The sequence below is a fragment of the Vampirovibrio sp. genome, from assembly GCF_041737375.1.
Taxonomy (GTDB): domain Bacteria; phylum Cyanobacteriota; class Vampirovibrionia; order Vampirovibrionales; family Vampirovibrionaceae; genus Vampirovibrio.
Genome location: NZ_JBGSRV010000002.1, coordinates 1 through 19,136 on the forward strand (window position 1 = coordinate 1; position 19,136 = coordinate 19,136).

The following is a 19,136-nucleotide window of genomic DNA, read 5'->3' on the forward strand; positions in this document are numbered from 1 at the left end:
TTATATGTTTCCCGCACATCAGCCCTTAACAGCTTTATGTATTGGTATTGGGGTTATTACAGCCACTGTAGGTCTTCAATGTCTTTACTTTGGCGAGTTTTACCCCAAGAAAATTGACCATGCAAGCCAGACCATTCTAGTTGCAGTTTTGGCAATTGCAATATCTCGTATTTTTGACCATTTCAAAAAAGCCAGAAACAGGACAGAATAACCGTCTAAAAATCCTAGACGTATCAAAAACAGATACCTGATCATAAGATCGCCCAATGAGCGAATTGGGCAAGCTGATTCAACGGCAACGAAACAACGTGGGCATATCGCAGGAAGCACTGGCCAAGCTCGTAGACTACGGGAGGCAAAACATTTCCAGCATTGAATCTGGGAACCTAAGCCCTTCGGATGACGTATTAGCCCGGATTGCAAGCGAGCTGGAAATCCCCTTTGAGAGGCTTCAGGCTTTGAAAATCATCGATAAAACCCCGCCAGAAATTCAATCCTGGTTATTTGAGGAACTCAAGGCGAGACTGGGATCTTGATTTTTCAACTCTGCAAATGTTTTCAATACTCTCCTTCTGAAATTTTCATCTTTCCTGCACATTTCTAAAAACAAGCCGTCAGAAATCAGCCCCTCTTCTATGCTCAAAGGCCCCCCTAGTTGTATATATCACTGTCCACTTGAATTCGTTCATGTAACTTCAAACCACCCGCATGGGCAATAGACAAAATTCACCTGAGGATGATTTTCTATCCCGTTGATCTGCACCGGAGAGAGTGAACACGGGATTTTCTTCACTTTGTAAAAATTTCAAAGTGGTTTTATGCATGGGTTTTCCATACTTGAGGTATGATGCCCCTTGTCTTAGTTCTGTAGCGCAAATGGGGATTTGTTGCTGGCTCTCAAGCCAGATTCGCTACGGAAGAAAACAAAAAAGCCCGGCTTTCACCGGGCTGATACGAGTTATTAAAAAAAAACAGAAAAGGACTGCCGCCATGGCCGAGTGCTTTATTTACGCACGGGTATCCACAAAGGATCAGGAGCGTGAGGGCTTCAGCATACCGTCTCAATTGGAATTATTGAAAGCATATGCCCAGCGTCAGGGCTTAACGATTGCCGCCGCATATGTGGAAAGCGTTACAGCTGGCAAGGCGGGGCGGAAGCAGTTTAACGCCATGGCCGCCGCCTTGAAAGGCAAGAAAGCACCCAAAATCGTGCTTGTGGAGAAAACCGACCGCCTGACCCGGAATTTTAAGGACTATGTGCTTATTGAGCAGCTAACACTGGAACATGACGCCGAGTTCCACCTGGTGAAGGAAAACGAGATTATCAGCAAGGCTGGAACGGGTCACACCAAACTGGTGCAAGGGCTGAAGGTTTTACTGGCAAAGAATTATATCGACAATTTGCGGGAGGAAACGAAAAAAGGCATCCTGCAAAAAATAAAACAGGGCGGCTGGGCATGGCAGGCCCCCTATGGGTATCGGATGGTTAAAGGTGAGCTAGTAATTGACCCGGATAAGGCCCCGCTAGTTCAGAGGGCGTTTGAGCTTTACGCCGATGGCTGTCACTCTCTGGAAAGCCTCCGGGATGCCTTACACGATGCCGGGCTGTTTTATCGTGCCACCATGCCCAAGGTGCCAAAAACCCAGATATACAACATCCTGACCAATCCAGTTTATGCGGGTGAAGTCCATTATCAGGGCATCGGTTACAAGGGGAGTCATGAAAAACTGGTGGATGGCAGAACCTGGGCGAACGTCCAGCGGCATTTGTCGAAAGGAACCCGGCATAAGGGCCGGAAATATGATTTTCTCTTCCAGCATGCCCTCTCATGCGGCGAGTGTGGATCTCCCATGTGTGGCGAGGAGAAGCGGGGCGGGCGCTATATCTATTACCGCTGCTGGAAGGCGGCCAATCGCCAATGTGATACCGGCTATATCAATGAGCGCTCCATCACGGCGCAGCTCGATGCTATTTTTGAAAAACTCGTTTTCCCGCTGGATTATAAGGTCGAGATGAAAAAATCCTACTACGAGCTGAAACACGCTAAGCAAAATACTGAGAACGATGAAAGCGAGCGTATCACCAAGGAGCGGAACCGAATCAATAACCGAATAGCCAAGGTTTACGAAGATCGGATTGACGAGAAAATCAGTGAGGAGCTTTGGAAATCGACCGCTGCCAAGCTGGAAAGCCAATTACAGGCATTGGACGAGGCTCAGGCCAGAATCACTAAAGCACAGATCCCATACTATGAATTATTTGATCAGTTCTTAGAACTCCCCGGAATGCTCTCAGAGACTTGGAAAGAGGGGAATCAGCAAGAAAAGGGGGATCTGATAAAATCGATCACTTCGAACATTTCCCTAAAAGCCGAAAAAGTAACCGTGGAGCTGGTTGAGCCCTTCGATTACTTTTACAAGGAAATGGTTTTAAATGGTAAGTACCCCCAGGGGAATTCGAATCCCCGTCGCCTCCGTGAAAGGGAGGTGTCCTAGGCCTCTAGACGATGGGGGCGTGTAGAAGCGAATAGATATAAGATACTGAAACTAAACGCCTGAGTCAAGTGATTTACACTTCATTTCTTTTGGGAAAGCAGGACTTTTTTAAAGTGTCATAACCTTCCTGAGCATTAAAAGCTTTGAATCCCTCTTCAACTCAGCTTTTGGTAAGCTCCAGCGCTCTGGAACTTTGACTGGAAAGAGTTTAAGCGTATCCGTGCCCGAAAAACAAGCAGCCAAAGCCAATCAGCCATTCCCTAAAAAACCATGCCCACCCCTGCGGAAAAATTTAACCCCGCAAGCTGTCCTGCACCGATAAGCTGACCTTACCCGCCTCACGGCTAACCAGATCCAGCTTTATGTCATAAGAACCCTCTGGCAGGCTGGTATCCTCAATAACGCAGGTGATCACCTGATTCAGGAAAAAAGTGGCCGGGTTTTCCTCACTAATACTGGTACCCGCCATGGACACTCCGTTTACCACCAGAAAAATTTGCGCTGGAGGATAAACCTTTTCATTCAAAGAAATGCTTTGAACCAGGGAAATTTGTCCGGGCCCTAGGTTGTTCACGATGTCAAAGCCAATTCCCTCGGGCAGTTTGCGTAAACTACCCGCTTTATACATCCGTTTTAGAATAAAATTTGGAATAACAGTCATAACACTAGTGTAGTGGTCATTTCTGCTTCTGTAAAGTACGGTGGAATATCGCGTAAGGGTGCAGGGCTACTTGCTGCGGCTGAAGCAACAGGCGAGCCCGGTCGATATACGGGCTAAAATTGACCACGATTAGCTCCAGCACGTTTTTTTGGGAACTGCCTTGCTTTAAAACCCCCATGGGCAAATAGAAAATCTCCTGCCGACGACAATCTCGCCAGTAACGGCCAATCAGCAAGCCGTTAAGATAAATATCGATCCGCTCAAAATCAACATCCTGAAGCTTAAGCCCCCATGGAATTTCTAATAACGGATGATCTGGCAGCGTAAACTCGGTTCTCATTAACACGATAGGCGCGCTTTGAAACGTATCGAGCCCAGAAAGATTGAAGGCACTGGCGTCAGCGCGTCGGCTAAAGCTGTCCGGGGCAATCAGAACCTGCGCGTTTTGAGCCTCCCCATCTACCCAAAGGCCCAGCAACCCCTGGGGGGTTTGGGCGTCATCATGGAAACCCTTGGGATGCCCCAGTCCGCTGACGAAAATCAAAAGTTCGTTAGGACCCTCCTGATGCCACAGCGCTTCCGGGATGGCAATTTCAACGGGCTGCGCGTGTGCCATGCCGTAAATCAGCACCAGTTGCCGATCTTCCCCGATCAGTTGGCCGTTTAGAAAAACGCCCCAGATATGCCGGGCATCTACCGTAATGTGTTGGGGGCGGGCCGAAGGCAAGTTCAAGCAGTACCAGGCCGAGCCTTCGTAAATTGCGTTGCTGTCTAAATCCAGCCCCTCAACGCTGACGGGTTTAAAGTCTTTTTTGAGCAGGGATAACCGGGTAAGCTCGGGAGCCTCATTCAAAATATCCCACTGCTTGAGTATGGGGATATCAATCCCGGCGTCGTTGTTAGCCCTATGGCTCTGAATGGTTTCGCCATCGGAACTAATGGTGAACCAGTTCAAATTCGGGCTGGTTAAACTATATCCACCATCCGGCAATCTGGTTTCCGGCCCACAAACCATGCTCCCATCTGGCTCCAGCCAAAAGGTATCCACCAGCTGTCGGCTTAAGAAAATAATGGTCAAATCGCCCACCTTGAATTGTCGCAATTCCTGTTGCGGCAATTCCGGGCAGTAAAGGGTTAAACGATCGGCTTCCTGATGCAGGATTTCAACCCCCTTGGGCGGCGCTTCGCTTTTTAAAGGGGTGGGGTGACCATTTTGAGCCAACGTCAAAGTCGCTGGCTGATCGGCCTTTAGCAACAGCGTGGTGCTGTTTTGATACAACGGCTCTACATTGCTGAAGACCAATCGATAACCTGAAGCCAACGGGATCTGGCAAGGCAAAATCTGGATTTCAAAAGGGCGAATCGTCACCGAATCATGATCGCCAATGGTTAAGGTGTGGGGTTCATAGGTCAGGTTGCGTAAAAACAGCCAGCGGGCATCAGGATCTTGCTGAAGGGAACGACAAGCGTAAAAGCATTCCGAGTGAGAAAGCGGTAGGGGAGCGTGTTCCTCACGCTCGGTGGTGGTCAGGTCAAAGCTTTGTAAGAAATAGTTCAGCGCCTTGCTTTCAAACAGTCGCTCGGTATTCAGGCCCGCTTCCGAAATGGGAGCGCCAAAATCATAAGAGGTATAGGTTTCTATGCTGCCGGTATAGTCCCAATTGGTTCCCCCAATAGCCTTATAATGGTTAAATAGGGTCAGTCCCTGTCCCAAAAGGCTTTTGGTGGAAATCGCAATATGTTCCCGCCCCAATGTTTCCGTAATTTTTTCATACTTATACCCCTTCCAGGTGCCAAACCATCCGGCTTGCAGTTCTGCGGCCATTAACGGGCGGTTTTGGCAGAAAGGGCGTAAACTGTTCTCTACATTGTCCAGCACCTGAAAAACTTCCGGCATCTCCCGCCAGTCGGTTTCAAACTGCGTGACCGAGTAATTATCAAACGAGTAAATATCCACAATGTCTTCATACAAACCCGCCACATACAGATCGTTGTGAAACAGGGGTACTGTAACCCCCATTTCCCGGCTCATCTCATAAAGACAGCGCATGTAATCGGGTTCCACTTCCAGGGTGGCGTACTCGTTTTCAATCTGCATCATAATCACATTGGGCGATGCTTTGATAAACGGGGTGATTTGAGCCCACCATTCCCGCACATAGCCCATGTACTCATCCGACCACTCAAAAGCGCCTTCCCGTCGGTTGCGAAGAGGCAGGTGCCTTTTGGCCAGCAGCCAGCCCGGAAAACCACCACCCGAATACTCGGCGTTAATATAAGGACCGGGTCGGGCAATCACATACAAGCCCAGTTCCTGCGTAATTTCCAGCAGGCGTTGAATATCCCGGATGCCTGTAAAATCGTAAACGCCGGGAGCTGGGCTATGGTAGTTCCAGCAAAAATAGAGATCCACCGCATTGTAGCCAGCGGCTTTCAGCTTAAACAGGCGATCCTGCCAAAGTTCCTGACTGGGCAGCCGGAAATAATGCATGGCCCCGCTGCGGATAAATTCCCGCTTGCCGTCAATAATCAGGGAGTACCTGTCGTAGGTAATGTCCAGCATGCCGATTTCCGCCTCCAATGCTTACCGGTTGCCCCGCCCGGTAACCCTACCTCATCGATGAAATGACCATTTAGCGGGCTTTGATCTAAAAAAGCTTCGCTATCATAGGGTTTTGATCCAGATGCCAGGTGGGGTCACTGGCCGGAATTCTCAACCACGTCTCTCCATCATACGGGATGTTATGATACAAGCACAGACCCCAATTGGCTGACGTTTGTAGAACCGTTTTTTTCCAGGTGAGGATGCCCGTGTTTCCATTGCCCAAAGCAGTCCCCGTTTTAGTTGTTTCCCGGTGTTGCGCGGCCCTGTTAACCCTTGCCCTGCTGGCAAGCACAGGGTGCAAAAAGCCCGACTCTCTCAGCAACGCTGAAAGCGCACGGCACACGTTTCGCATGAATCTGGGCACCGAGCCTCCCGATCTAGATCCGGCCAAAACCGATGACTTAACCTCGTTTAGCGTACTGTTGCCCCTGTTCAAGGGGTTGACCCAGTTTGACGCCGAGATGCATCCTAGTCCGGCCATTGCCGAATCGTGGGAAAGAAGCGGGGATGGCTTGCGCTATGTGTTTCATTTGCGAAAAAATGCTCGCTGGAGCGATGGCAAGCCAGTGACTGCCGATGATTTTCTGTTTGCGTGGCAGCGGGCTTTAAGTCCGGCCACCGGGGCACCCTACGTCTTTTTTCTGTATGAGCTGAAAAATGGCAAGGCGTTCTACGAGGGCAGACTCAAGGATTTCTCCCAGGTGGGGGTTCATGCCGTGGATGCCCATACCTTAAGCGTGGAGCTGGAGCGCCCCACCCCGTTCTTTCTGGATTTGGCCGCCTCTCCGGTGATGCTGCCTTTACGCCGGGATGTGGTGACAAACTACGGCGATAAATTTACGGAAGCCAGTCACATGCTCAGTAACGGGGCTTACCAAATGGCCCAGTGGACGCATGAAGAAAAAATTGTACTGACCCCCAACCCTTATTTCTACGAGTCCGCCCCCGCCAAGCGGCCGCAGGTTAAAGCCATTGAAATGTACATGATTAACGATGCCAACACCAGCGTGGTGATGTATGAGAATGGCGGGCTTGATTTCATTGAAACCACCACCAGCATTCCATCGTTTGATGTGCGTCGCTTGCGGAAAAGTCCAGATTGCCGCACCAGCGTTTTGCACCGAATTAGCTACTTTGGCTTTAACGTAGAAAAACCGCCATTTAATAACCCCAAAGTGCGTCAAGCGTTTGCTTACGCGCTAGATCGCAGTTATTACCCCCGGCTGATGCAAAGCGGCCAAAAACCCATGACGTCATGGGTTACCCCCGGTCTGGTGGGCTACAACCCACAGCGAGGCATTGCCTATGATCCCCAAAAAGCCAAAAAACTGCTGGCCGAAGCAGGGTACCCGGAAGGTAAAGGCTTTCCTACCGTGCATTTGAGTTTCCAAACCCAGTACGATATTCAAAAAGAAGCTGAAATTGCCCAGTACTTGTGGAAGAAAAATTTAAACGTGGATGTACGGCTGGACAATATGGAATGGAAAGTATTGCTAAGCAAGCTGGATGAGGATCCCCCCCAAATTTTTCGCCTGGGCTGGTTTGTGGATTACCCGGATGCGGATAGCTTTATGAATGTTTTTCTCTCCGGCAGTGGCAATAACCATACCCAATGGAAAAACCAGCGTTATGATCAATGGGTGCAAAAAGCGGTAATTACCTTGAACCCTGTCCAGCGCCAAAAGTTATACAATCAGGCCCAACAATTATTACTGGAAACCGAAACGGCCATTATTCCAGTTTATGCCTCAGAAAAAACCTATCTGGTAAAACCCCGCATTCAGGGCTTAAGCATTAACGCCCTGAATTTACCCAATTTTGATGAATTACGAGTGCTTGATTAATTCACTAACGCCATAATAAAAAGCTGGCCAGACATTAATCCGGCCAGCTTTTATTGAGTGTATTAATTGGATAGGTTAGTAGTAGCCACCCATTTGCGGCTTAGCAGCAGCCTGTGGAGAAGAAGGCTCGCTGGACAAAGAATTATAGGCCAAGCCACCGCCCACTAACCCGGCTCCACCAACTGCGGCAACAGTTTTTGGGTTTCTCAACAACGCATTTGCAAATTCATCTTTTTTAACCGTGCCGCCACCCTTTTGACCTTTGGCTAATTCAAAGCCGGGCTTTGCTTTTACGTTGCCGGCACTGTTTTTGTATAAACCTGTTTTACCAGCGTGATTTTTGCTGAAAGCCGCTTTGACACCTTTTGCAAATCCACTAATACCTGCCATATTAAATTCCCCCCATTGTTCGTTAACATTTGTCCCATCAGTAAGATATGCTTAAAACGTTAATTGCAAATACTGGATTTTAAGCTTGAGGCACCAGTAATGAATCATTTCGTTTTTTAATTTGTCCTTGTGATTGTATAAAAACAAGTAAATGAGATTTGAGTTGAGTTAATGACAATTTCTTAACAAACGCATCCATTCAACTTAAAAAAACAGCATCCCACAGGCCCTGAAAGGACACGGTAGGAGGCTGAATTAAACGTTTTTTCGTGGAACAGAACAGGTTTTATTAAGCGTCTTCCAGATATTGGTAAGTTTCGCCTTTGTAGTTGCGAAGCACGGTTCGACCCGGCTCTCGGGACACAATATAATCCGGGGAAACCGGGATTTTACCGCCCCCACCGGGTGCATCCACCACGTAGGTAGGAATGGCGTAGCCGGTGGTGTGGCCCCGCAGGTGCTCCATAATTTCCAGTCCCTTATCAATACTGGTGCGGAAATGGGAAGTTCCCTGCACTGGATCGCATTGATAAATATAATAGGGCCGTACCCGAATTTTGAGCAGTTTTTGCATCAAGGTTCTCATCAGCACCGGATCATCATTCACCCCTTTTAGCAATACGGTTTGGCTAAAAGTGGGAATCCCGGCATCGGCCAGCTTGTTGCAGGCCGCTTCTACTTCGGGTGTGATTTCATCGGGGTGCAGAAAGTGAATGCTCATATAAAAGGGGTGGTATTTCTTGAGGCGATTCACCAGCTCATCGGTAATGCGCTGAGGAAGCACCACCGGTATTTTGGTGCCAATTCGCACAATTTCGATGCTGGGAATGGCTCGCAGGTTCGCCAAAATGCCTTCCAGCTTGTCATCGCTCATCACCAGCGGATCTCCGCCAGAAATCAGCACATCCCGAACCTCGGGGTGATTTCGCAAATACTCGTAGGCGGCGGAAAACTCCACTTCGTGCTTGCCACTGCCCACCAAACGGCTGCGGGTGCAATAGCGGCAATAAACCGAGCAGGTTTCATTCACCAGAAACAGCACCCGATCTGGATAACGGTGTACCAGTCCGGGTACCACCATGCTGCCATCCTCGCCGCAGGGGTCGACCATTTCCGCCGAGGTGGTGGTAAATTCGGCCATGCGAGGTATGACGGTTTTGCGAATGGGATCTTGCGGGTCCAGCGGATTGATCAAGTCCAGATAATAGGGGGTAATGGCAAACGGTAGGTTTTTACCGGCGGCCTGAAAGGCTTTTTCCTCTTCCCCGGTAACGTGGGCGTATTCCTTCAATTGCGCCAAACTGGTAATGCGGTTTCTGAACTGCCATTTCCAGTCATGCCACTCAGGCGTTAACTTTTCCTGAGTGTAATTTTTTAGCACTTGGCCATTGGGACACCACAGTGGCGGGTCCAGGTGATTGGTGAGCATTTGAGCCATGAGGCGTTCTCCCTTCAATACAGTTCAGGTTGCCGTTAATGGTGGTATTTTTTCTTACATCGTATTTGCGCTGGGTACTGGGCGGGATAAAGGGGCGGACTTGCCATTCCTGAGGTTCTCCTATTCTAGCGAAAGCCTCTGGCCTGACAAGTCCGCCAAACGTATAAGCCGAATTAGCCTGTCGGCGTTTTAGAGCCTGTTAAATGCGTTTTTCTTCAATATCGTAGACATCAAAAAAGTGGTAAACCACCTTGCCAGCAGGTACCACTTCCGGCACATAATCTTCCATAAACAGTTGCAAGGCGTCTGGAAGGTCTTTAATGGTGGCATAGCGAAGGCTATTGTTCCACTTCACCACTTCCAAACGATCTTTTTGCTTGGCGTGTTGCTGGATCCACTCGCCCACTTGCTCATCGGAAGCGCCAGTGGCCACAAAGGCTTTGAGTTCATCGGCATTGATTCCGGCAAAGCCCAGAAACATGTTATCTAACGGGCAGTCATAGTGGTATTCGCCATTGGTGCCATTCAGCGTGGCCCGGCATTTATCCAGGGCACGGGCGGCCAACACATAGCCTCCAATGGTTTCCCGAGGGCTGCGAGGATAGTCATGGCTCAGATCTTTGGCCAACGCCTTGAGCTGATCAGAAACGGTTGCAGTAGTCATTATTTGGATACCTCTTCAATAAACTTGACTTAATTCCTATTACTGACTAAGGGTGCTTTTATGGTTCTAAAGCCGACCTTCTTCCAGGTCAAAAATATCAAAGGCGTGATAGATGGGCCGGTGCTTAGGCACATTTTTTTCAATGTAGTCTTCCATAAAAAGCTGGAATGAGTCTTCCATCTCTTTAATATTGGCGTAGCGCAGGTGATTGTTCCATTTCACAAGCTCCAAACGTTCCATGGGCTTGGCATGCTGGGTAATCCATTCGGCAACGGCTTCATCGCTGGCGCCAGTGGCCACAAAGGCTTTGAAATCATCGGCTTTAATGCCCGTAAAGCCAAAAAATACATTATCCAAATAGCAGTCAAAATCATATTCCCCGGCCGTGCCATTCAGGAAAGCTCGGCATTTATCCAAAATGCGGGCGGCAATCACATAGCCCGCCAAGGTGTCTCGGGGGCTTCTGGGTGGTTCCTGGCTTAAATCCTTGGCCAGAGTTTTTAGCGAGGTTGATTCAATGGTGGTGGTCATGCTGGAATATCCTCAAAACGGGCTATAAAACGGTTGTTCAAGAAGTCTCACCCTAGAAGGGACAAACACATCCCTGATCTCAGGGAGCGCAGGGCCTTATTTCGAATTCAGGGGACCTCTTTGCAATTGATGTTACTTGTAGTAATCTGGTTACTATAAGTAACTGGTTTGCAGTATAAATCTGCCGGTTACAAAAGAAAAGTAGGTACTTTTTAGTAACTAGTTTCTAATTGGTAACCAACTATTTAACGTCGTTTCTTTGTTTATTTCTCGTCTTTTCTTTTTGAATCTTTCGCTTTCTGAACTGTTAGGAGGCCCTTGTGTCTATTCAGCCTTTAAAACCTAAACTGCCGCACAGCCCTTCGGGCTGCCCTATGGATTCGTTGTTGCGCCTGATTATGGGCCAGTGGACTTGTTATATTTTATGGGTGCTTTGCTCTCAGGGGCCCCAGCGTTTTGGGGTGCTCAAGCGCAGTGTTCCCGGCCTGTCGGCCAAAGTCCTCACCGAGCGTTTGAGACTGCTGGAAGAGTCTCGCATTGTTTACCGGGATCATGTGGCCACCATTCCGCCTCAGGTGACCTACGGGTTATCGGAACGGGGTAAAGAACTGGTAACCGCCCTGGATGAACTGTTTGAAATTGCCAAACGCTGGTGCGAAGAAGATAAGGAGGCGCCAGAAGCCTCCTACGACAGAGATAGCGATTAAGGGCGGGTTTGCCTTCCGGCCAATGGATAGTATGATGAGGGCATGATTAAACTTGTTGCTTTAGATCTTGACGGCACCATCGTCAACGATCAACTTAAAATCAGTCCCAAAGTCCTCAAGGTGTTGAGCCACTTGATTGCCAACACCGAAGTAAGAGTGGTCATCGCCACCGGACGCATGTTTTTATCCGCCCTGCCATTTGCCCGTGAAATCGGGATTGTAGAGCCTATGGTCACGTATCAGGGGGCCATGGTTCGGGAAATCACTGAAGGACATGCCTTGCGCTTTCATGCCCCCATTGCCATGCCGTTGGCGCAGGAAGTGATGACATCGCTGGTTGAGGAAAAATACCACATCAATTTGTATATGGATGATCAACTATGGACCCATCCCAGCAATCACCATGCCAGTTATTACCGGCGGGCTTCCGGGGTAGAGCCTATTTTCCATGATGACTTGCTGGGCTGCATGATTCAGCCGCCCACTAAAATTATGGTGATTGATGATGAGCGGCTGGACACTTTGTTAGCGTACCTGCTCGGCCATTTTGCCGGACGTCTGTCATTCTGCCGCTCTCGCTCCAATTTTTGCGAAATTATTGATGTATCCGCCTCCAAGTGGAACGCCCTGAAGGCGCTGGCCGAGGAATGGGGCATTCAACCCGATGAAATTCTGGCCATTGGCGATCAGGGCAATGATCTCTCAATGATTGAGCATGCCGGGGTGGGTGTGGCCATGGGCAATGCCCCGGATTATGTGAAAGAAAAAGCCAATTTTGTGACCACCACCATCCACCAGGACGGCGCTGCCGAGGCCATTGAAAAGTTCGTGCTAGGCAGCCTGCCATTGAAGGCTTAAAGCAAAAAAACGCCCCACTGTACCCACCAAACTCAGGACGCATGGGCAAAATAAGCATGCCTTTGTTTTTATGTCTAAGACAGACGCTTATATTAGGAACTCGCCCAACAAAGGATTGACACCATGCTCTCTCTTATAGGAAATGCCCATCGATCGGTTGACCAGCCTGCCAATCTGTCTCGCGAAGCCCGAACCAAGCGGGAACAAACATTGGCGTTATGCGGAATGGCTACTTGCATCGCCTCGTTACCGGTATCCTCTCATCAGAACAACAATCCCCTTCCCAATTACTTCCAGCTCAAGATGCTGGAAGAAATCCGTAATGGCCACCTATTGCCTGTCTCAGCCCCTGAAATTCAATTGGCCCAAGCCGAGAAGAGCATCTTTTCTAAGCTGAACATGCTGCAAAACATTTATGCCCAGTTGACCCAACAAGATTTTTTAAGAGCTCAGGATACTGTACGTGAGATTTCAGAAGAACGTCACAGGGTTCAGCCGCTCAAGGAAGGTCGCCAATTGGCTGAGCAAAGCCTGAATAACTTCTGGACATCGCAAAGCCCCGCGCATCAGGAAGCGGCTGTCAAAACGTTTGAAACGACTCAAAAGGCGCTTAAGAAACTTCAGGAAAGTTTTCCGGCACGGTTTAACCAGTTATTGGTCAATGCCGTACGCAAAAACCATTTGGAAAACATTTCCATATTGGTGGACAATGGCGCCAAGGTGGATCTCGCTAACAGGAACAACTGGAGTTTAACCTCTGTGGCGGCCCGGGAGGGAAACACCGAAGCTGCAAAGTTGCTGGAGGCCTTGGGTGGTCAGAATGATTTTTATCCCAAAGCGATTATAGATTTTGCACGGGATATGAGCAATGCCCAAGATAATGGACAGGCACGTTCCAATGCTTTAAAAGCCTTGCTGAAGAAAAATCCCCCCACCGACCCTGACAGATAAACCGGCAAAAAAAGTTCTCTCAGAAACCAGTCTAGTTAATTAGGACACGCTATTTCCTATGCCAGCTTCCCCTCAGTTTCCTTATAAAATAGGTCAGGGTTACGATATTCACCGCTTGGTGGAAGGCCCCCCGCTGATGCTGGGCGGTGTTCAGGTGGATTTTGCGCTGGGCAGTGAAGCCCATTCGGATGGAGATGTGTTGCTACATGCCTTAATTGACGCCTTGCTGGGCGCCTGCGGTTTGGGGGATATTGGCGATCACTTTCCGCCTTCCGAGGCGCAATACAAAGGTATTTCCAGCACCCGGTTATTACAGAAGATTTTGCCGCTCATCAGGCAAGCGGGTTACCAGACTGGTAACATCGATGCCACTGTTTTTCTGGAAAAGCCCAAGTTGGGGCCGTATAAGCAACAAATTCGGGAAAATTTATCGAATTTGCTGGGCTTGCCGCTGGATTGTGTGAGCGTAAAGGCCAAAACCGCCGAAAAATTCCCGCCAGTGGGCACCCAAGAGGCCATTGCGGCCAGTGTAACCGCCTTGTTGGTGGCTGTTTAAAGCGGCAATGGGCTGGATGCGCTGGCCTGAATTTGTCGCTTTTTCCAGGAAAGATAGAACAACATGGCCGCCCCAATGGCCATACCACCAATACTAATCCATTGAGAGGCGCTTATTTGCAGGCTTTGGCTCCATACCAGCTGATCGCCCCGCACAAATTCCAGAACAAAGCGCACCATTCCGGCCAAAATAAAGAACCACCAGGTGGTAAAGCCCTCAAACGGCTTGTGTTTGTCCAGTTTTAAAAGAAGGCCCATCACCAATAGCATCAGGGCGGTTTCATAAAGGGGGGCGGGGTGAACGGCCATGCCGCCCGTTTCGTGCTGATGCGGGTAGTGAATGGCCCAGGGCAAATCACAGGGTGCCCCATAACAGCATCCGGCCAGCAGGCAGCCAATTCGACCGATAGCCAACCCCAGTGCGGCGGCTGGCACCACGATGTCTCCAAAATGATGCAGCGGGATTTGTTTAAGCCGGGTATAAATCACGGTGGCCAAAAAGGCGCCAATCACCCCGCCATACCAAACCAGTCCGCCCTGACTGAGCAAGGAACCAATGGGATCTTGAAAGAACTGGGCGGGAAACCAGATGAAATAGAAGAGTCTAGCGCCGCCAATGCCTGCTATAATGAACCAGATGAGGGCTTCCGTATAGTCATCCACCTTGTCTCCGGCCTGCTTGGCCCGGTAGGCAATTAAAGCGAAGCCCAGCAAAAAGGCCAGCGCTACTAAAACGCCGTAGGCGTGGATTTTAAGCCCAAAAAATTCAAACAAAAGCGGATACATGGAATGGCCCCAGCGTTGATGCACGATACTGAGTATCATAAGGGAATATGAGTCAGGACTCAAATCCAGCGGTTTATTTTAATTGTCAGTTGTGTGGAGAGTGCTGCAGCAGCTGGAATATTCCCATTGAAACCCATAAAGCGGAGCAGTTACTGCAAAAAGCGTGGGTTCAGCAACGCTTGGCAAGCACCCGGCGGGCCTTGTCCCCTCAGTCGGCAGAAATTTACCGAATTCCGCTGACGGATGAAAACGTGTGCGTGTTTTTGGCCCCGGATAAACGCTGCCTGATTGAAGTAAACGAAGGGTTAGCCCTGAAGCCCCATGAATGCAAGCGCTTTCCGTTTGCCACCGTGCGAATGCCCGATGGAACCGCCCGCCATGACACTTCCGCCGCTTGCAAATCCATTTCAGAGAAACTCCTGCTGGCCTTTCAGCCCATTCTCCCCAAAACAACTGCCCACCCGTCCCAGCCAGCGGACGATACCGCCATTCAGGATTCTCAGGCCTGGCTGGAAGACATTGGCGATTTCCCCGCACGGGTTCAGGTAAGCGCCTTTAAAACCATGGATTGGCAACACTATATGGCCATTCGCCAAACCTGGCAACGCTGGTTTGAAGAAGACAATCTATCCGCCGAGCAGGCGCTGGCTCACGTTCAGGCCAGCCTGAACCCTTCTGGCCATTCCGTAAGCCCTCAGCTGCTAAAACCCAAACCGTGGCTGAACCAGCTTGTAACCTGTTGTTTTTTACGAAAGCCCTATCGCACCCTGAGTTTACTGAGCCTACTGACCGGTGGAACCTATCATGATTCCCGGTTGTTTGGAGAACCTGTTGCGCTACGGGCGCAGGCGCAGGTGTTTTGGCACCCAGACCATGAACGACACCTGAAGGCGTTTTTGTACAACCTGCTGTGCCGAAATCGCTTGTTGTCAGCGGGAGGTTCCGCTGAATCCCTAATAGCCATGGCCGGTATCGCCGCTTTGCTGGTTCGCTGGTACGCCAAAGCATTGGCATCCTTACAAGGAGAGGGTCAAACCTGCCAAACGGATGTGGCCACCGCCATTCGCTTGGTGGAGCGTTATTACACCGGTCATCAGCCCAGGTTCTTTCACTTTTTTATGGGTCGTTTTAAAAGTGGGGTTTTATTAAAAGTGCTGGCCGCATCGCAAACAATGTAGCAATTGCGGAAATCCTGAGTAACCTCTCTGAATACACGGCTTTCAATGCGGCAAACCTTGGGATGACTGGCTTTTCAGCCCCCCTGTTTTCAACGTGTTTTCTAAAATTTTAATTTAAAGATTTTTGAAAACGGTCGATAACCACGGTATGGAATTTTTCACCCAATTTTTTGAAGGGATAAACTCGCCCATGCTCCAGGGAATACGTTCGGATCTTGCCCGGTTATCCCGCTTGCAACTGGTTTACAGTGTGTTGGCTTTTTGTCTGCTTTTGGGGCTTTGCGTGGAAGTTCCCGCCTTTTCTCAAACCCACTACACCATGACCGCTTTTTTACGTTGCACCCGTGAAAATGCCATTATGCAGGCGTTTTATCTGATGAAGGAAAGTCAGGGAGAGCGCTCCCTGCGTCGAATTGTGCATAAGCCGGTGCGGGTGGTGTTTAAAAACATGGCAGAAATCAACAAATCGCTGAGAAATTACGATGCCTTGAGCTGGATGAGCAGTCAGGGCGAACAGGTTATTTTTGTGAACGCAAAGCATCGCTCTGCCCCACCAGAGGCGTTGGCCGCCCTGATTTCTCATGAGGCCATGCACGATGATGAATTAAATTCTTTAAACGAGGAAGTGGAAAGCTGGCGCTTTGAGGCTGCCGTATGGATGGAACTGAAAGCGAAAAACCCGACGTTGGCCAAAATCCCGGAAGGCATTAACGCCTTGGTGGATCGGGAAAACCGCTTGGAGCAAGAAACCCGCCAAGGCACCCTGGAACAATTCGTACGTTCCAGTCCGGGCTATAAGGACTTACCAGAAGATTCTCCAGGGTTTGAGCATCAGCAAGTATCCACCAATCAATAACGACCCTCCCAACGACCAGCATCGCATTATTTCCTCTGGCTGAGGGAGGTGTTTTACTCGGGTTCAGGCTAGTCTGAAAACGGATTCTATCTTATGAACACGGGAAAGCGCTGGCCATGTATTACGAGCAAAACATCCAGGCTTTATTAGCCACCAATCCGCTTCATGCGGCCACCGTCAAGCATTTGGAAGCAGCAACTCCCATTACGGATTTTGAATTGTTGGCCTGCCCGGACGGCGGCTTTACCCTGAAGTATCGGGGCGTATTTTTGCATGACCCCCACTCGCCCTTTGAGGAAACCCGGCGAATGATTGCTGAGCAGGCCACCCTAATGGCCGATAGAGTGCATGTGCTATTGGGCGTAGGGCTGGGCTATTTGCTGGATGAATTAAGCCAGAAAAGCCCCGGCCAGATCATTATTTATGAACCCGATCGGGCCTTGCTGCGCTTTGTGTTGGAAAACGTGGATTTGGCCCATTTGCTGGCTCTGCCCCGTGTGGCCCTGTTTTGCGATCAGCTGGAGTTTTTGACGGCCCTTCGCAAAAAACTGTACAGCCAGTACAAACTGGATGTTTTAACCCTGCCGGGTTGCGCCAGCCTGTTTGCCGATGAAATTGAGCCTTTAATGGCCCAAATTACCCGCATGGAACTGTTTCGCATTCAGGATTTCAAAACGGGCGAACATTTTCATGTGCAATGGATTCAGCAGTTTTTTGAAAACTCCTCCAATTTTGGAGCCATGGAAACCATGGATGCGTTGGCAGGCCAGTTTGCCGGGAAGCCAGCGCTGGTGATTTCCCGAGGGCCATCTTTAGATGCCATGCTGCCCCATCTTAAAACCATGCAGGGGGCTGCGGTATTAATTGCGGTGGGCGGGGCTTTACACCGGCTTTATGATGCCGGAATTACCCCGGATTTTGCCCTGTTTTATGATGCCAACGGCATGCGGGAGCAGGTTCACGGCTTGCCCGACAGCTATTTGCGAGAGATCACCTTTGTGGTCAGTCCCTTTACCCAGCCCACTGTTTTTCAAATCCCCAGCCGGGGCAAGTTGTTAATGCTGGCTCAAAATAACACCCAGTTTGTGGATTTTCTGGATGAGGCTTTCAGCCGCAAGCATTTGCGGTTGGGTGGCGGGGGAACCGTATCCATTATTGGCTTTCAAATGGCCCAAGTGTTGCAATGTGATCCCATTGTGCTGGTGGGGCAGGATTTGGCTTTTCCAAACCGGCAAGTGTATGCCGGTGGCGTAGAAATGCGCTTGAACGAGCAGGGACAACTCGATTTGGAAACCTCGGAAACACTGTACGCAGCCCCCTACGCACTGACTAACGTAATGGGGCAAGACGGGCAAGAGCTACCCACCTTACAGTCTTACAAAAGTTTTTTAATTCATCTGGAAGAGATGGCCCTGGAAAACGCCAAAAAGGAAAAGCCCACCACCTTGTGGAACGCCTCGTTGGGCGGCGCCCATATTGAAGGGTTTCCGTTGCGGCATTTGGAAACGTTAAGCGCTGAGTTTTCCAACTGGAAGACCTCCTACGCCTTGATGGAACCGCCGGGTCACAGTGTGAGCGATGCGGCTCTTAAAACAAAAGATTTGCTGGCAGCGGTTCAGGCATTTGAGCTGGAAGTTGGACAACATATTCAGTTTTGGCGGGAACTGGGGCTTAAGGTATCCCGAAATCAAAGCGATATTCGCAAACTGGCCCAAGCCATGCTGGAGGCCAACAAGCAGGTTTACGCCCGGTTTTCGGGGTATCCCTTTGCGGCTTATGTGCTTATTCATGAGCTGCGGACTTTTCAGGATCGTTTTCAAGCGACTCTGGCCCTGTCGGACGGGCCTTTTAAAGCCCAAAAAGAGCTAAAAGCTCTCTGCAAGCAAAGCGCCGATTTGCTTGAAAATCAGGTGCTTCCTTCTCTTAAAAAGGCCATGGCTGGCTATCAGGCTGCGTTGGCATCCAGCAGCCTTCACTAGCAAATAAGCCCGTCTACAATGTTAGGTATCGTAATCTTCAATTCCCAGGCCGGGGCGGCTCATGTACGGTGTTGTACTGCGCAAACTGCTGTTTTTTTGTCCGGCACTCCGTTCCCAGCTTCGCTCCAGTGCTTCAAAACAGGCTTGTAGTAAGTCCGCATCACTGTTGAATTGGCCTTCTGCTTTTAAGCGGTTCAATTGTCGATATAAAGCAGGGGGTAAGGAGATTTGGCTTTGTTCGGTTTCCATGCGAGCGTCCTCAATTAATATACGGCTGTTTTCACTAAAAAATCATCTCGCTTTGGAGTGGCGAGCTTGACGGGTGTTGGGGAGCGGCTTTTTTCAAAGTTTTTTTCAAAGGTTCAGGCGTTCGAGTTCGGGATGTGGTCCGGCGTATCTCGCTCCACGGCATCCAGCGGCATTTCTCGAAAGCCCATCCAGCCGCACTGCTGGCAGCAAAGTTGAATCCGCTTTTCCAGCTTGACCAGAAGGGCGGAATCACTCAAGGCTTCAATATCCTGGGCCACCACGGATTGTCTTCCGCATTGTGGGCAGCGTATTTCCATAAAATAAACCCTCAACGGTTTCAATGCTTCATCATACCGGTTTGAGGCGGGGCCGTCTATTGCCGGGACAG

The 19,136-nt window shown here is 49.7% G+C and carries 20 protein-coding genes, 1 tRNA gene and 1 pseudogene; 11 read left to right on the plus strand and 11 right to left on the minus strand.

Going from position 1 to position 19,136, the window contains the following annotated elements; all coding sequences use genetic code 11:
- The 3 genes and pseudogenes from ACEW81_RS00230 to ACEW81_RS00240 all read left to right on the plus strand — a co-directional run.
- A partial coding sequence (locus ACEW81_RS00230) for a hypothetical protein (RefSeq protein WP_373530950.1) occupies positions 1-211 on the plus strand: 211 nt, incomplete at its 5' end.
- 55 nt (positions 212-266) lie between these two features.
- Positions 267-536, plus strand: coding sequence for a helix-turn-helix transcriptional regulator (locus ACEW81_RS00235; RefSeq protein ID WP_373530951.1), 270 nt, complete (start codon positions 267-269; stop codon positions 534-536).
- Between the two features lie 454 nt (positions 537-990).
- Positions 991-1,896: pseudogene (locus ACEW81_RS00240) on the plus strand (recombinase family protein); the annotation flags it as partial.
- Here the strand turns inward: ACEW81_RS00240 and ACEW81_RS00245 are convergent.
- The 4 genes from ACEW81_RS00245 to ACEW81_RS00260 all read right to left on the minus strand — a co-directional run bounded on the left by ACEW81_RS00245 (position 1,828) and on the right by ACEW81_RS00260 (position 5,720).
- Complete coding sequence (locus ACEW81_RS00245) at positions 1,828-2,196, minus strand: hypothetical protein (RefSeq protein WP_373530952.1); 369 nt, start codon at positions 2,194-2,196, stop codon at positions 1,828-1,830. The pseudogene ACEW81_RS00240 and the gene ACEW81_RS00245 overlap by 69 nt on opposite strands.
- 246 nt (positions 2,197-2,442) lie before the next feature.
- Positions 2,443-2,515, minus strand: a tRNA-Glu gene (locus ACEW81_RS00250).
- 273 nt (positions 2,516-2,788) lie between these two features.
- Entirely contained in the window at positions 2,789-3,157 is a 369-nt protein-coding gene (locus ACEW81_RS00255; protein WP_373530953.1) for a hypothetical protein, read from the minus strand.
- 16 nt (positions 3,158-3,173) lie between these two features.
- Entirely contained in the window at positions 3,174-5,720 is a 2,547-nt protein-coding gene (locus ACEW81_RS00260; protein ID WP_373530954.1) for a beta-galactosidase, read from the minus strand.
- 242 nt (positions 5,721-5,962) lie between these two features.
- On the opposite strand from ACEW81_RS00260, the gene ACEW81_RS00265 reads away from it, so the two are divergent.
- Entirely contained in the window at positions 5,963-7,606 is a 1,644-nt protein-coding gene (locus ACEW81_RS00265; RefSeq protein WP_373530955.1) for a peptide ABC transporter substrate-binding protein, read from the plus strand.
- Positions 7,607-7,681: 75 nt separating this feature from the next.
- Here ACEW81_RS00265 and ACEW81_RS00270 read toward each other — a convergent pair whose 3' ends face one another.
- From ACEW81_RS00270 to ACEW81_RS00285, 4 genes are all read right to left on the minus strand, one after another.
- Positions 7,682-7,996, minus strand: coding sequence for a hypothetical protein (locus tag ACEW81_RS00270; RefSeq protein WP_373530956.1), 315 nt, complete (start codon positions 7,994-7,996; stop codon positions 7,682-7,684).
- A gap of 289 nt (positions 7,997-8,285) precedes the next feature.
- Positions 8,286-9,434: a KamA family radical SAM protein gene (locus ACEW81_RS00275; RefSeq protein WP_373530957.1), complete on the minus strand. Its 1,149-nt coding sequence runs from the start codon at positions 9,432-9,434 to the stop codon at positions 8,286-8,288.
- 199 nt (positions 9,435-9,633) lie between these two features.
- Complete coding sequence (locus ACEW81_RS00280; RefSeq protein ID WP_373530958.1) at positions 9,634-10,098, minus strand: DUF5069 domain-containing protein; 465 nt, start codon at positions 10,096-10,098, stop codon at positions 9,634-9,636.
- A 66-nt stretch (positions 10,099-10,164) separates the two neighbouring features.
- Positions 10,165-10,629, minus strand: a complete 465-nt coding sequence (locus ACEW81_RS00285; RefSeq protein ID WP_373530959.1) for a DUF5069 domain-containing protein — start codon at positions 10,627-10,629, stop codon at positions 10,165-10,167.
- Positions 10,630-10,949: 320 nt separating this feature from the next.
- On the opposite strand from ACEW81_RS00285, the gene ACEW81_RS00290 reads away from it, so the two are divergent.
- From ACEW81_RS00290 to ispF, 4 genes are all read left to right on the plus strand, one after another.
- On the plus strand, positions 10,950-11,336 hold the full coding sequence (locus ACEW81_RS00290; protein WP_373530960.1) for a winged helix-turn-helix transcriptional regulator: 387 nt from the start codon (positions 10,950-10,952) through the stop codon (positions 11,334-11,336).
- Between the two features lie 42 nt (positions 11,337-11,378).
- Positions 11,379-12,194, plus strand: coding sequence for a Cof-type HAD-IIB family hydrolase (locus ACEW81_RS00295; RefSeq protein WP_373530961.1), 816 nt, complete (start codon positions 11,379-11,381; stop codon positions 12,192-12,194).
- Between the two features lie 123 nt (positions 12,195-12,317).
- Complete coding sequence (locus tag ACEW81_RS00300; RefSeq protein ID WP_373530962.1) at positions 12,318-13,145, plus strand: hypothetical protein; 828 nt, start codon at positions 12,318-12,320, stop codon at positions 13,143-13,145.
- A 58-nt stretch (positions 13,146-13,203) separates the two neighbouring features.
- Entirely contained in the window at positions 13,204-13,701 is a 498-nt protein-coding gene (gene ispF, locus ACEW81_RS00305; protein ID WP_373530963.1) for a 2-C-methyl-D-erythritol 2,4-cyclodiphosphate synthase, read from the plus strand.
- On the opposite strand, the gene ACEW81_RS00310 is transcribed toward ispF, so the two are convergent.
- Complete coding sequence (locus tag ACEW81_RS00310; RefSeq protein WP_373530964.1) at positions 13,698-14,525, minus strand: prolipoprotein diacylglyceryl transferase; 828 nt, start codon at positions 14,523-14,525, stop codon at positions 13,698-13,700. The genes ispF and ACEW81_RS00310 overlap by 4 nt on opposite strands.
- Before the next feature lie 8 nt (positions 14,526-14,533).
- On the opposite strand from ACEW81_RS00310, the gene ACEW81_RS00315 reads away from it, so the two are divergent.
- The 3 genes from ACEW81_RS00315 to ACEW81_RS00325 all read left to right on the plus strand — a co-directional run bounded on the left by ACEW81_RS00315 (position 14,534) and on the right by ACEW81_RS00325 (position 18,499).
- On the plus strand, positions 14,534-15,664 hold the full coding sequence (locus tag ACEW81_RS00315) for a YkgJ family cysteine cluster protein (protein ID WP_373530965.1): 1,131 nt from the start codon (positions 14,534-14,536) through the stop codon (positions 15,662-15,664).
- Between the two features lie 190 nt (positions 15,665-15,854).
- Positions 15,855-16,520: a hypothetical protein gene (locus tag ACEW81_RS00320; protein WP_373530966.1), complete on the plus strand. Its 666-nt coding sequence runs from the start codon at positions 15,855-15,857 to the stop codon at positions 16,518-16,520.
- A gap of 116 nt (positions 16,521-16,636) precedes the next feature.
- A complete protein-coding gene (locus ACEW81_RS00325) occupies positions 16,637-18,499 on the plus strand; it encodes a motility associated factor glycosyltransferase family protein (protein WP_373530967.1) in 1,863 nt (620 codons plus the stop codon).
- Between the two features lie 21 nt (positions 18,500-18,520).
- Here the strand turns inward: ACEW81_RS00325 and ACEW81_RS00330 are convergent, their stop codons facing one another.
- Both ACEW81_RS00330 and ACEW81_RS00335 read right to left on the minus strand, forming a co-directional pair.
- The gene (locus ACEW81_RS00330) at positions 18,521-18,748 is read right to left on the minus strand and encodes a hypothetical protein (protein ID WP_373530968.1); all 228 of its coding nucleotides are present in this window, start codon (positions 18,746-18,748) and stop codon (positions 18,521-18,523) included.
- 113 nt (positions 18,749-18,861) lie between these two features.
- Positions 18,862-19,065, minus strand: coding sequence for a hypothetical protein (locus ACEW81_RS00335; protein WP_373530969.1), 204 nt, complete (start codon positions 19,063-19,065; stop codon positions 18,862-18,864).
- Between the last annotated feature and the right edge of the window lie 71 nt (positions 19,066-19,136).